Here is a 13,000-nt window from a genome sequence, read left to right as displayed (position 1 = left end):
TGCGACTCCCGTGAAAGGGGCCACACCGGGGAACGGCTCAGCTCTCGGGCCGGTCCTCCGGGACGACCTCGGTGGCCGGGACGGTGTCCGTGGGGACGGCCGTTCCGTTCGCCGTGGTGGCGCCGTTGGTGAGGGCGAGCTCCTTGGGCGAGAGCACCGGGGGTCGCGTCGACGGGGTGCGCCGGGCGGAACCGGTCCACGCCGGACGGGCCGGGCGCTTCACGATCGGGGCGAAGATCTCGGCGATCTCCTCCTTGCCGAGCGTCTCCTTCTCCAGGAGCTGGAGAACGAGGTTGTCGAGCACGTCGCGGTTCTCGACGAGGATCTCCCACGCGTCGTTGTGGGCGGTCTCGATGAGCTTCTTGACCTCTTCGTCGACGAGGGCCGCGACCTCTTCCGAGTAGTCGCGCTGGTGGCCCATCTCCCGGCCCACGAAGGGCTCGGTGTTGTCGCCGCCGAACTTGATCGCGCCGAGCCGCTCCGTCATGCCGTACTGCGTGACCATCGCGCGGGCCGTTGCGGTGGCCTTCTCGATGTCGTTCGCAGCGCCGGTGGTCGGGTCGTGGAAGACCAGCTCCTCGGCCGCGCGCCCGCCCAGCATGTAGGCCAGCTGGTCGAGCATCTCGTTGCGCGTCGTGGAGTACTTGTCCTCCTCCGGGAGCACCATCGTGTAACCGAGGGCACGGCCGCGGGAGAGGATCGTGATCTTGTGGACCGGGTCCGCCTGAGGGGAAGCCGCCGCGACCAGGGCGTGTCCGCCCTCGTGGTACGCGGTGATCTTCTTCTCCTTCTCGGACATGATCCGGGTCCGCTTCTGCGGGCCCGCCACGACGCGGTCGATGGCCTCGTCGAGCATCTTGTTGTCGATCAGCTTCAGATTGCTGCGCGCCGTGAGGAGCGCGGCTTCGTTCAGCACGTTCGCCAGGTCGGCACCGGTGAAGCCGGGCGTACGACGGGCGACGGCGCCGAGGTCGACGTCCTTCGCGACCGGCTTGCCCTTCTGGTGCACCTTGAGGATCTCCAGACGGCCCAGCATGTCCGGCCGGTCGACCGCGATCTGCCGGTCGAAACGCCCCGGGCGCAGCAGCGCCGGGTCGAGGATGTCCGGCCGGTTCGTGGCGGCGATCAGGATGACGCCGCCCTTCACGTCGAAGCCGTCCATCTCGACGAGCAGCTGGTTCAGCGTCTGCTCGCGCTCGTCGTGCCCGCCGCCCATACCGGCACCGCGGTGCCGGCCGACGGCGTCGATCTCGTCGACGAAGACGATCGCCGGAGCGTTCGCCTTGGCCTGCTCGAAGAGGTCACGGACCCGGCTGGCACCGACACCGACGAACATCTCGACGAAGTCGGAACCGGAGATCGAGTAGAACGGGACGCCCGCCTCGCCCGCGACGGCGCGTGCGAGCAGCGTCTTGCCCGTACCGGGAGGCCCGTACAGCAGGACGCCCTTGGGAATCTTGGCGCCGACGGCCTGGAACTTCGCCGGCTCCTGGAGGAACTCCTTGATCTCCTGGAGCTCCTCGACGGCCTCGTCCGACCCCGCCACATCGGCGAACGTCGTCTTCGGGGTGTCCTTGGTGATCAGCTTGGCCTTGGACTTCCCGAACTGCATGACCCGGGAGCCGCCGCCCTGCATCTGATTCATCAGGAACAGGAAGACGACCACGATCAGGACGAAGGGCAGCAGCGAGAGGAGGATCGAGATGAACGGGGACTGCTTCGACGGCGAGACCGTGTAGCCCTTGTCGATCTTGCCGCTCTCGAACTTCTTCTGCAGCGTGTCGGCGAGCTGGACACCCTGGTCGCCGATGTAGCTCGCCTGGAACTTGGCGCCGGACTCGCCCGAGAGCTTCTGGTCCTTCTTCAACTCGATCTTGATGATCTGATCGTCACCGGTGGTCAGCTTGGCCTGCGCCACCTGGTCCTTGCTGATCGCCTGGATCACCTTGCCGGTGTCCACCGATTTGTAGCCGCCCGACGAGCCGACGACTGTCATCAACACGACCACGGCGAGGACGGCCAGCACGATCCACATGACCGGCCCACGGAAGTATCGCTTCACGTCCATCCATACGGGGCGAAGCCGCCCCGTCCCTCCTGCCCGTAGGTAAATGCTGCTGTGAGAAAAGACTGTTCTTCGGACGGTACCCCAGCATTGTCACCCGCGACCGCCGGGGACGTCTGTCAAAACCCGCCTTCGAAGGCTCAACGGCGGGACCCCGGTGAAAGGTTCCCCACCGTCGCCCCCGGTCCGGTCCGGGCGCCCCGGGGGCCGGGCGAAGGGCTCCGCGAGGAGGTCAGCCCCCGTAGACGTGCGGGGCGAGCGTGCCGACGAAGGGGAGGTTGCGGTACTTCTCGGCGTAGTCGAGCCCGTAGCCGACGACGAATTCGTTGGGGATGTCGAAACCGACCCACTTGCAGTCGAGCGCGACCTTGGCCGCGTCCGGCTTGCGCAGCAGGGTGCAGATCTCCAGGGAGGCGGGCTCGCGCGAGCCGAGGTTCGACATCAGCCACGACAGGGTCAGGCCCGAGTCGATGATGTCCTCGACGATCAGGACGTGCTTGCCCTTGATGTCGGTGTCCAGGTCCTTGAGGATCCGGACCACTCCGGAGGACTGGGTGCCCGCGCCGTACGAAGAGACGGCCATCCAGTCCATGGTGACGGGGGTGGACAGCGCGCGCGCCAGGTCCGCCATCACCATCACTGCGCCCTTGAGGACGCCGACGATGAGCAGGTCCTTGCCCGCGTACTCCGCGTCGATCTTCGCGGCCAGCTCGACGAGCTTCGCGTCGATCTCTTCCTTGGTGAGGAGCACCGACTGAAGGTCGGTGCCCATGTCCTTCTCGTTCACCCGCGTCTCTTTCCTGCCTGCCGGGTCCGGGCTGTTGCCCCGCACCCGTGCGGCCGCTCGCCTGCGTGTCGGCCGCTCGTGCTTCAGCTCTGCCGAATGACCAGTCTGCCACCCTGGCGCATGGCTTCGACCCGTCCGGGCAGGTTGATGGCCCGCTGGCCGCGCCAGCCGGTGATCAGACGGTCGACTTCCTCGATGTGCCGGGCGAAGAGCGAACCGGCCGGGGAACCCGCCTCCATGGCGGCCCGGCGCAGGACCCGGCGGCGTACGGCGGGCGGCAGCGCGTACAGCTTGGCGCACTCCAGACGGCCCGCGTCGTCCCGCACGGCGCGGTCGGCCTCGGCGGCCCAGGTGTCCAGCGCGTCGGCGTCGTCGCGGGAGAGCTGGGCGGTACGGGCCAGGGCCTCGACGACCCCTTTGCCCAGCGCCTTCTCCAGTGCCGGCAGGCCCTCGTGGCGCAGCCGGGAGCGGGTGTAGGCGGGGTCGATGTTGTGCGGGTCGTCCCAGACGGGCAGGGACTGGACGAGGCAGGCCTTGCGGGCGGTCTGCCGGTCGAGCTGGAGGAAGGGGCGGCGGTAGCGGCCGGCCGGTCCGGACGCGGCGGCCATGCCGGAGAGCGAGCGGATCCCGGAGCCGCGGGCGAGGCCGAGCAGCACCGTCTCCGCCTGGTCGTCACGGGTGTGTCCGAGCAGGACGGCGGCGGCGCCGTACCGCTCGGCCGCCGCGTCCAGGGCGGCGTAGCGGGCGTCACGGGCCGCGGCCTCGGGGCCGCCGTCGTGGCCGACCTGCACGGCGACGGACTCGACCGGGTCGAGACACATGTCGGTGAGGCGGTCGACGACCTCGGCGGCGCGGGTGTCGGAGCCGTCCTGGAGGCCGTGGTCGACGGTGATCCCTCCGGCCCGGACGGCGAGTTTGGGGGCCTCGAAGGCGAGGGCGGAGGCGAGGGCCATGGAGTCGGCGCCGCCGGAGCAGGCCACCAGCACCAGCGGAGTGTCGGGGCGTTCGGGGAGTGCGGCGCGCTGCCTGCCCGCACCGGCTTCGGCGAGCTCGGGGTGCGGGGTGCGCCGGGTGTGTCCGGCGCTTCGGGTGTGTTCGGTGAGTACGTCGTGGAGTACGCGGCGGACCGCCAGGCGTATCGCCGCGACCGCAGGATGGGGACCCATGTCCGGTGCCCTTCGTGAAGTTTGGGGAGGTGGCTCGAAGTGCCGGACGGGAAGTGCGCCGTCACTCAGAGTGCGTCGATGGTGACAGAGGCAAGCCGTCCATCGAGCATTGCACGCCTTCCCATGCCCTTACGGTCCCTCGGATGGGTGATTACCGGCGCGTTCTCATCCTGTCGTCCGCCGTCGGAGCGGTCGCGATCAGGGCTCTGCCCTACGGTGCACCCTCGCGATCCAGTCCGCCGGCTTCGCGATCTCCGCCTTGGTGGGCAGGGTGTTCGGCGAGGTCCAGACCCGGTTGAAGCCGTCCATGCCGACCTCGTCGACCACGGCCCGGACGAATCGTTCGCCGTCGCGGTACTGGCGCAGCTTGGCGTCGAGGCCGAGGAGCTTGCGCAGCGCCTGGTCGAGTCGGCCGGCGCCGCGGGCCCTGCGCTGCTGGAACTTCTCCCGGATCTCGCCTACGGAGGAGACGACCTCGGGGCCGACGCCGTCCATCACGTAGTCGGCGTGGCCTTCGAGCAGGGACATCACTGCGGTGAGCCGGCCGAGGATCTCGCGCTGGGAGGGCGTCTGGACGAGCTCGACCAGGCTGCGGCCGCCGTCCTCGCCGTCCTCGCCCTCGGGACGGCCTCCGGCCAGGGACTGGGCGGCCTCGCGGAGCCGTTCCAGCACGGTCATCGGGTCGATGTCGGTCTCTTCGAGGAATGACTGGATCTCGCCCTGCAGATGGTCACGGAGCCAGGGCACTCCGGTGAACTGGGTGCGGTGGGTCTCCTCGTGGAGCGCGACCCAGAGCCGGAAGTCGTGCGGGTCGACCTCCAGTTCGCGCTCGACGTGCACGATGTTCGGGGCGACGAGCAGCAGCCTGCCGCCGCCGTCGGCCGAGGCCGGGAACTCGCGGGTGGCCGGGGCGAACGTCTCGTACTGGCCGAGGACCCGGGAGGCCAGGAACGACAGCAGCATCCCCACCTCGACGCCGGTCACCTTGCCGCCGACCGCGCCGAGCACGGCGCCGCCGGGACCGCCCGCGCGCCGGTCCTGCATCTTGCCCAGCAGCGGGCGGAGCAGTTCGCGGAAGCCCGCGACATTGGCCTTGATCCAGCCGGCCCGGTCCACGACCAGGACCGGGGTGTCCTCCGGCTCGGTCCCCTCCGGGATCATCCGGGTGAAGGAACGGACGTGCTCCTCCGCGGCCTTGGCATGCCGGCGCAGCTCCGCGACGACCTCGCGGGCCTCCTCGCGGCTGATCTCCGGCCCCGGCCGCACAAGGCGGGTCGCGGTCGCGACCGCGAGATTCCAGTCGACCATCTCGGCACCACCGATGCTCGTCATGCGTCAACCGTACGTGCTCGGGTCCGTCCGCGGTGCGGTGTTGACCGGCTCAATGGGTGCGGGCGGCGAGGGCTGTCCGGTGCTCCCCGCCGGGGATCACCGGACGGCGCTCAGGGCGGTGGCGAGGGCGTCGAGGGCGGACTGGGCGTCGGAGGGGGAGGTCGTGCCGGAGGCCAGGAAGGCGAAGGCGAGCAGCCGGCCCTGCCGGTCGACGACCGTCCCCGCGAGGGTGTTCACGCCTGTGAGGGTGCCGGTCTTGGCGCGGATCAGGCCGGTGCCCGCGGACTTGCCGGTGTAGCGGTCGCTGAGCGTGCCGCTGAAACCGGCCACGGGCAGTCCGGTGAGGACGGGGCGCAGTTCGGGGTGGTCCGGGTCGGCCGCGCGGGCGAGGAGGCCGGCCAGCAGTCCGGCGGTGACCTTGTCCTTGCGGTTGAGTCCGCTGCCGTCGGCGAGGTCCGCGCCCTTCAGCGGCAGGCCGAGCTTCTTGAGCTGTGCGGTGACGGCCCGTCGGCCGCCGTCGAAGTCGGCCGGTTCGCCCGCGGCGAGGGCGGTCTGCCGGGCGAGTGCTTCGGCGATGTCGTTGTCACTGTTGGTCAGGGCCCGTTCGACCAGGGCGCAGAGCGGTACCGAGCGGTGTTCGGCGACCTTCCGGGACCCGGCAGCCGGGCGGCCGGGCTTCGGGTCGGCCCCGGTGGCGATCCCGGCGTCGTCGAGAAGCTCAGCGAAGGTACGGGCGGTGTCGCCGGCCGGGTCGTCGCTGCGCGGGGCGGGTCCGCTGTCGGTGCTGTCGAGCCTGCCCTCGTCGGTCATCAGGGCGCTGACGGGCGCGATGTTCTCGTTGGGGCCGATCGGGTGCCGGGCGGGCCCGGAGTAGCGGGAGGTGTCGTACCCGAGGCGGACCTTCTCGACGCCGTGGTCCTTCAGGGCGCGGGCGGTGTCGGTGGCCAGCCTGCGCAGGGCGGCCCTGTCGAGGGTGGGGTCGCCGCCGCCGACCAGGGTGAGGCCGCGGAAGTCCGCGGACGCCCGGACCGTCGTGGCGATGCGGTGATCGGGGCCGAGGGCGCTCAGGGCGGCGACCGTGGTGGCGATCTTGACGGTGGAGGCGGGCGTCATGGGGGTGCCGGCGCCCTGGCCGTACAGCTGCTCGCCGCCGGCGGTGTCGATGACGACGGCGGCGTGCCGGCTGCCCAGGGCGGGGTCCTTCAGCAGCGGGCCGAGAACGGCGCGGAGGGCGTCGGCCGCGCCGTTCGGGCCGGTGCGGGCGTCCGGGGCGGAGTTGTCGACGGCGGAGGAGAGCGCCGCGAGGACGGCCGGGGCGCTGGGCGCGGGATCCGGTCCGGACGGTGCGGTGGAGTCGTGATGTGCGCCACCTGTACGGTTCCGGGCGGCGGCCCAGTCCGTCTCGGCCTTACGCTGACCCGAGTCCCAGGGGCCGGCGGCAAGGACGACGCCGGCTGCGAGCGCCAGGCCGAGGCCGGCGGAGACGGCGGTGAACTGCCGGTCGTTCAGTCCCTTCGACCTGATCATGGCGGCCCGTCGGGTCAGCCTGCTCAGCTTGTCCAGCGGGTTGACCGACGGTCTTTTCACCGGCTCGTCCACCGTTGACCAGCCCCTTTCGCGAGCACACATCTGCGTGGGGGACACTTAATCACCAGTCGTATGTGTTGATCATGGAGGAGCCACCCGTGGAGTTCGACGTCGTTATCGAGATCCCGAAGGGTTCGCGGAACAAGTACGAGGTGGACCACGAGACCGGTCGGATCCGCCTGGACCGTCGACTCTTCACCTCGACCAGCTACCCGGCGGACTACGGCTTCGTCGAGAACACCCTCGGCGAGGACGGCGACCCGCTGGACGCGCTGGTCATCCTGGAGGAGCCGACCTTCCCCGGCTGCCTCATCAAGTGCCGCGCCATCGGCATGTTCCGGATGACGGACGAGGCCGGCGGCGACGACAAGCTGCTGTGCGTGCCGGCCTCCGACCCCCGGGTGGAGCACCTGCGCGACATCCACCACGTGTCGGAGTTCGACCGCCTGGAGATCCAGCACTTCTTCGAGGTCTACAAGGACCTGGAGCCCGGCAAGTCCGTCGAGGGCGCCGACTGGGTCGGCCGCGCCGAGGCCGAGGCCGAGATCGAGGCCTCCTACAAGCGCCTTGAGGCGCAGGGCGGCGCGCACTGACCCGAGGGTCGTGATCCGGTTCCGTTTCCACGGTTCCGGAGCTGGAACGGGCGGTACTCCTTCCGAAGGAGTGCCGCCCGTTCCGCATGCCCGCCCGGTCCGCGGGCAGGCCTCTTCGTACCCGTGCCCCGGCCCGTGGCCATACTGGGCACAAGGGCAGCCGACGAGGAGCGAGATCTGGTGGTGGCGGAAAAGGGCGGTCCGGAGGACCAGAAGCCCCAGTCCGACGAGGCGCGCAGCGCCTTCGTCCCGCCGACCGGGGTGGGCAGGCGCGTGTCCGCCTCCGAGGACGACCAGCCGACATCGGAGTTTGCCATTCCGGCCGGTCTGGCGCATGAGCCCCCGGGGCCGGGAACAGGTTCCGCTTCGGGTTCCGGCCCGGGGCCGGGAACGGGTTCGGACACGCCCGGCTCCGCCTTCGCCCCGCCGCGCACCTACAGCGCCCAGCACTCGCCGCCCGCCTTCACCCCGGCACACGGCAGCCCGATGATCCGGCTGACCAAGGAGGCGCCCTGGCAGGACCGGATGCGCACGATGCTGCGGATGCCGGTCGCCGAGCGCCCGGCGCCCGAGACGGTGCAGAAGCCCGACGAGACGGGGCCCGCGGTGCCGCGCGTGCTCGACCTGACGCTGCGCATCGGGGAGTTGCTGCTGGCCGGCGGCGAGGGCGCCGAGGACGTCGAGGCGGCCATGTTCGCGGTGACCCGCAGCTACGGCCTGGACCGCTGCGAGCCCACGGTCACCTTCACCCTGCTGTCGATCTCGCACCAGCCGTCGCTGGTCGACGACCCGGTCACGGCGAGCCGTACCGTACGCCGCCGCGCCACCGACTACACCCGGCTGGCCGCCGTCTTCCGGCTGATCGACGACATCACCACCGAGGACGCCGAGGTCTCGCTGGAGGACGCCTACCGGCGGCTGGCGGAGATCCGGCGCAACCGGCATCCGTACTCCGGCTGGGTGCTGACACTGGCCGCCGGCGGTCTCGCGGGGGCGGCGTCGGTGCTGCTCGGCGGCGGTCCGCTGGTGTTCCTGGTGGCGGCGGTCGGCGCGATGCTCGGCGACCGGCTCGCCTGGCTGTGTGCCGGGCGCGGGCTGCCGGAGTTCTACCAGTTCGTGGTGGCGGCGATGCCGCCGGCCGCGCTGGGGGTGGCGCTGACCCTCACCCACTGGTCGGACGTACGGCCGTCCGCGGTCATCACCGGTGGGCTGTTCGCGCTGCTGCCGGGGCGGGCCCTGGTGGCGGGTGTGCAGGACGGGCTGACCGGTTTCTACATCACCGCGGCCGCGCGTCTGCTCGAAGTCATGTACCTGTTCATCGGCATCGTCGTCGGTGTGCTGCTGGTGCTGTACCTGGGGCTTCAGCTGGGCGCACAGCTGAACCCCGAGGCCAGGTTCGTCGGCCAGGACCGGCCGGTGGTGCAGATCCTGGCGTCGATGGCGCTCTGTTTCGCCTTCGCGATCCTGCTCCAGCAGGACCGGTCCACGGTGCTGGCGGTGACCCTCAACGGCGGTGTGGCCTGGGTGATCTACGGGGCGATGGCCCGCACCGGCCATATCTCGGCGGTGGCGGCGACGGCGACGGCGGCCGGTCTGGTGGGGCTGTTCGGGCAGCTGCTCTCGCGCTACCGGTACACCTCGTCGCTGCCGTTCATCACGGCGGCGATCGGCCCGCTGCTGCCCGGTTCGGCCACGTACTTCGGGCTGCTGGCCGTGGCGCAGGGAAGGGTGAACGCCGGGCTCGCCTCGCTGTCGACCGCGGTGGCCACGGCGCTGGCCATCGCGATCGGGGTGAATCTGGGGAGCGAGATCTCCCGGCTCTTCATGCGGGTGCCGGGAGCGGTCGGCGGGGCGAACCGCCGCGCGGCCAAGCGGACGCGCGGCTTCTGATTCCGAGGGTGTCGGGCGGCCTTCGACCGGAGGTCGCCCGACAGGCCCGCAGGCCCGCGGCGGCGGAGCGTACGTCAGCGCTTGGCGTGCCGGCCGCGCTGGCCCGAGGCCGGGCTGCCCCCCGCGGACGGGCCGGGGCCCTCGCCGTGGGACGCCGCTTCCTTCTTCGACTTGGAGCGGGCCCGCAGGAACTCGATCCCGATCGGCACCACCGAGATGAGCACGATCAGGATGAGCATCGCCTCGATGTTCTCGTGGACGAAGTCGATCTTGCCGAGGGCCGAGCCGAGCAGCGTGACGCCGACGCCCCAGAGCACCCCGCCGATGATGTTGAACACGATGAACGAGCGGTAGTTCATCCGGCTCACACCGGCGATGATCGGGGTGAACGTACGCACCACGGGCACGAAGCGGGCCAGGATCAGCGACTTCGGTCCGTACTTCTCGAAGAATTCGTGCGCCTTCTCGACGTTCTCCTGCTTGAAGAGGCGGGAGTCCGGGCGCTTGAAGAGCGAGGGGCCGACCTTGCGGCCGAAGAGATAGCCCACCTGGTCACCGATGATCGCCGCCAGCGCCACCAGGAGGCAGACCAGCCAGAGCGGGGTGTCCAGCTGGTTCGTGGTGACCAGCAGACCCGTGGTGAACAGGAGCGAGTCGCCGGGGAGGAAGAAGCCGATCAGCAGTCCGGACTCGGCGAACACGATGAGGAGGACGCCGGGAAGTCCGAAGGTGTTGATCAGATAGTCCGGGTCCAGCCAGCTCGGTCCGAGCGCAAGCGTATTCAAGGGTCCGGGGCTCCTGGATCGATCGATGGCGGCTGCGTGGCCGCCCAAAGCTATCAACGCAGGATGACACCCCCGGGTTCCAGACGGCCCGCGCGAGGACGCACACTGGGCCGACCGGGGATGCACTCCGGATCAACCGGGACAAAGCTGTCCCCAGGAGGTACCACACGATGGGCATTGAGGAATACGGCGGCGGGCAGACGGCCCAGTCGGACGTCCTGGTCGTCACCACGAACGACGTACCGGGCTACCAGGTGACCCAGGTGATCGGGGAGGTGTTCGGCCTGACCGTGCGCTCCCGCCATCTGGGCAGCCAGATCGGCGCCGGACTGAAGTCCATGATCGGCGGCGAGCTGAAGGGGCTGACCAAGACCCTCGTCGAGACCCGGAACCAGGCGATGGAACGGCTCGTCGAGCAGGCGAGGGCCCGGGGCGCCAACGCGGTGCTGATGATGCGCTTCGACGTGACCGAGGCGGCCGACGTGGGCACGGAGGTGTGCGCGTACGGCACCGCGGCCGTGATCAGCCGGAGCTGAGCGGGCGCGGCCACGGGGGTGGGGGTGCCCCCACCCCCGTGGCGGTCACGCCGGGCGCCGGGCGTTGGCGTCGATCGCGTCCCGCAGATGCTCGGCCAGGCCCGGCCGCATCGACTCGTAGAACGCGCGGAACCGCGGGTCGGACACGTACATCTCGCCGAGCCCGCGGTGCATCTCGGCGGTGCACTCGTAGAACCACTTGCCGATGTGGAGCCGGTGGGCCTCGGCCAGCTCCATCGCCCGCTCGCCGGTGGCCGGCTCCCCGGCCGCCATCAGCGCGTCGTAGGCGGCGCCCCATTCGGCGACCTCCGCCTGCATCCGCTTCCAGTCGTCCTTGGTGTACCCGGCGGCCCGGCGCTGCGACTCGGCGTACGCGGCCGTGCCGCCCCAGCGGCGTTCGGCCTCCTCCGCGTGCTCCTCGGGGTCCTTGCCCCCGAAGACCTCGAACTTCTCCTCGGGTGTGAGGTTGATGCCCATCTTCCGTGCCTCCATGGCTGTTTCGACGGCGTCGGCCATCCTTCGCAGCTCGGCGATCCGGTCGGACAGCAGCCGGAGCCGGCGCCGCAGATGCTCCTGCGGGTCCGCCCGCGGATCGTCGAGCAGTACCGCGATCTCGTCGAGCGGGAAGCCGAGCTCCCGGTAGAACAGGATCTGCTGGAGCCGGTCGAGATCACCGTCGTCGTAGCGGCGGTGCCCGGCCCGGCTGCGCGCGCCGGGCGAGAGCAGCCCGATGCCGTCGTAGTGGTGCAGGGTGCGCACCGTGACTCCGGCGAATCCGGCGACCTGTCCCACGGGGTACTCCATGACTTCCCCGCTCCCTTCTCCGATCGGGTACGTCCCGAGCCTGGGTCCTGACGTGACGTGAGGTGCAAGCCCGAATTGCCGCCACTCCCGGCGCCATTCGAGGGGTTATGTTCCTTTTAGGCCGTTATGGTGAGCCGGTGGCCACCGATTCCTCCGCTCTCGCCGGACCCGCTCCCGCAACCACGCCCGTGCACCGGCTGCTGCCCGTCATCGTGCCCGCCCTGGCCGTCGGGATCCTCTGCGCGCTCGTCCTGCTCGGCATCAGCCTGCTCGCGGAGAAGCTCCAGGACGTGCTCTGGCAGACGCTCCCCGACGCGCTCTCCGTCGGCCGCTACTCCGCGCTCTGGATGATCGTGACGCTCACCGCGAGCGGGCTGGTGGTCGGGCTGCTCATCCGGGTGGTGCCCGGTCACGCGGGCCCCGATCCGGCGACCACCGGGCTGGTCGATCCGCCGCTGCCGCCGGGCGTGGTCCCGGGGCTGCTGCTGGTCACGGTCCTCACCCTGGCGGGCGGGGTCAGCCTCGGTCCGGAGAACCCGATCACGGCCGCCAACATCGCGCTGGCCTTCTGGCTCGGCCGCCGCCTCGCACCCGGCACACCGGCGGCGCTCTGGCTCTCCCTCGCCGCGGCCGGCACCATCGGAGCCCTCTTCGGCACCCCGGTGGCCGCCGCGCTGATCCTCTCCGAGACCCTCGCCTCCCGCGCCGGACCGGGCGCGCTCTGGGACCGCCTCTTCGGCCCGCTCGCGGCGGGCACCGCGGGTGCGCTCACCATGACCCTGCTGGCCCATCCCAGCTTCGACCTGTCACTGCCGGCCTACACCCGCCCGCACCGGGGCGACCTGCTCTCCGCAGTCGTCATCGCACTGGCGGGGGCGGTGCTCGGCATGCTGGCGGTGTACGCGTTCCCGCACGCGCACCGGCTCTTCCGGACCCTGAAGCACCCGGTCCTGGCGCTGACCGCGGGCGGGCTGCTGCTCGGTCTGCTGGGGGCGCTCGGCGGCCGTCTCACCCTGTTCAAGGGGCTCGACGAGGTGAAGGAGCTCGCCGCCGACCCGAGCGGCTGGTCGGCCGGGCAGTTCGCGGTCATGGCCGTGGTGAAGACGGCCGCGCTGGTGATCGCGGCGAGCTGCGGCTTCCGGGGCGGACGGATCTTCCCCGCCGTCTTCGTGGGTGTCGCGCTGGGGCTCTGCGCCCACGCCCTGGTCCCCTCGGTGCCGGTGGCGCTCGCGGTGACCTGCGGGGTGCTGGGCATTCTGCTGGCCATCACCCGGCAGGGCTGGCTGAGCCTGTTCACCGCGGCGGTGCTGGTCGGCGACGCGGCCGTGCTCCCGATGCTGTGCGTCGCCTCACTGCCCGCCTGGCTGCTGGTGACCGGGCGGCCCCAGATGCAACTGCGCGAGGACGGCGAGCCGCTGCGCTGAGCCGGGGCTCCCGCCCGACGCGCCGGATGCC

General features: G+C 71.0%; 11 protein-coding genes. 4 read left to right on the top strand and 7 right to left on the bottom strand.

Going from position 1 to position 13,000, the window contains the following annotated elements:
- Positions 1–37: 37 nt before the first annotated feature.
- The 5 genes from ftsH to dacB all read right to left on the bottom strand — a co-directional run bounded on the left by ftsH (position 38) and on the right by dacB (position 6,949).
- Positions 38–2,068: an ATP-dependent zinc metalloprotease FtsH gene (ftsH, locus tag ACFV8T_RS09875; RefSeq protein WP_385326144.1), complete on the bottom strand. Its 2,031-nt coding sequence runs from the start codon at positions 2,066–2,068 to the stop codon at positions 38–40.
- Between the two features lie 229 nt (positions 2,069–2,297).
- Positions 2,298–2,837, bottom strand: a complete 540-nt coding sequence (gene hpt, locus ACFV8T_RS09870) for a hypoxanthine phosphoribosyltransferase (protein WP_072487175.1) — start codon at positions 2,835–2,837, stop codon at positions 2,298–2,300.
- A gap of 98 nt (positions 2,838–2,935) precedes the next feature.
- Positions 2,936–4,018, bottom strand: coding sequence for a tRNA lysidine(34) synthetase TilS (tilS, locus tag ACFV8T_RS09865; protein WP_385326143.1), 1,083 nt, complete (start codon positions 4,016–4,018; stop codon positions 2,936–2,938).
- A 198-nt stretch (positions 4,019–4,216) separates the two neighbouring features.
- Positions 4,217–5,350, bottom strand: a complete 1,134-nt coding sequence (locus ACFV8T_RS09860) for a zinc-dependent metalloprotease (RefSeq protein WP_385326141.1) — start codon at positions 5,348–5,350, stop codon at positions 4,217–4,219.
- A gap of 96 nt (positions 5,351–5,446) precedes the next feature.
- Positions 5,447–6,949, bottom strand: a complete 1,503-nt coding sequence (gene dacB / locus ACFV8T_RS09855) for a D-alanyl-D-alanine carboxypeptidase/D-alanyl-D-alanine-endopeptidase (protein WP_385326139.1) — start codon at positions 6,947–6,949, stop codon at positions 5,447–5,449.
- Positions 6,950–7,035: 86 nt separating this feature from the next.
- On the opposite strand from dacB, the gene ACFV8T_RS09850 reads away from it, so the two are divergent.
- On the top strand, positions 7,036–7,530 hold the full coding sequence (locus ACFV8T_RS09850) for an inorganic diphosphatase (RefSeq protein WP_031090989.1): 495 nt from the start codon (positions 7,036–7,038) through the stop codon (positions 7,528–7,530).
- A 180-nt stretch (positions 7,531–7,710) separates the two neighbouring features.
- Positions 7,711–9,420 carry a threonine/serine exporter ThrE family protein gene (locus ACFV8T_RS09845; protein WP_385326137.1) on the top strand — a complete coding sequence of 570 codons (1,710 nt, stop codon included), beginning with the start codon at positions 7,711–7,713 and terminating at the stop codon, positions 9,418–9,420.
- A gap of 74 nt (positions 9,421–9,494) precedes the next feature.
- On the opposite strand, the gene ACFV8T_RS09840 is transcribed toward ACFV8T_RS09845, so the two are convergent.
- A complete protein-coding gene (locus tag ACFV8T_RS09840; protein WP_385326136.1) occupies positions 9,495–10,205 on the bottom strand; it encodes a DedA family protein in 711 nt (236 codons plus the stop codon).
- 170 nt (positions 10,206–10,375) lie between these two features.
- Between ACFV8T_RS09840 and ACFV8T_RS09835 the strand changes: the two genes are divergently transcribed.
- Entirely contained in the window at positions 10,376–10,741 is a 366-nt protein-coding gene (locus tag ACFV8T_RS09835; RefSeq protein WP_266417616.1) for a YbjQ family protein, read from the top strand.
- 45 nt (positions 10,742–10,786) lie between these two features.
- Here ACFV8T_RS09835 and ACFV8T_RS09830 read toward each other — a convergent pair whose 3' ends face one another.
- A complete protein-coding gene (locus tag ACFV8T_RS09830; protein ID WP_385326134.1) occupies positions 10,787–11,545 on the bottom strand; it encodes a MerR family transcriptional regulator in 759 nt (252 codons plus the stop codon).
- A 137-nt stretch (positions 11,546–11,682) separates the two neighbouring features.
- On the opposite strand from ACFV8T_RS09830, the gene ACFV8T_RS09825 reads away from it, so the two are divergent.
- Complete coding sequence (locus ACFV8T_RS09825; RefSeq protein WP_385326132.1) at positions 11,683–12,969, top strand: ion channel protein; 1,287 nt, start codon at positions 11,683–11,685, stop codon at positions 12,967–12,969.
- Positions 12,970–13,000: the final 31 nt, after the last annotated feature.

The sequence above is a fragment of the Streptomyces sp. NPDC059832 genome, assembly GCF_042731715.1.
Classification (GTDB): Bacteria; Actinomycetota; Actinomycetes; order Streptomycetales; family Streptomycetaceae; genus Streptomyces.
Note: the sequence above shows the minus strand (reverse complement) of the source record. Positions and strands in the feature narration are given on the sequence as shown.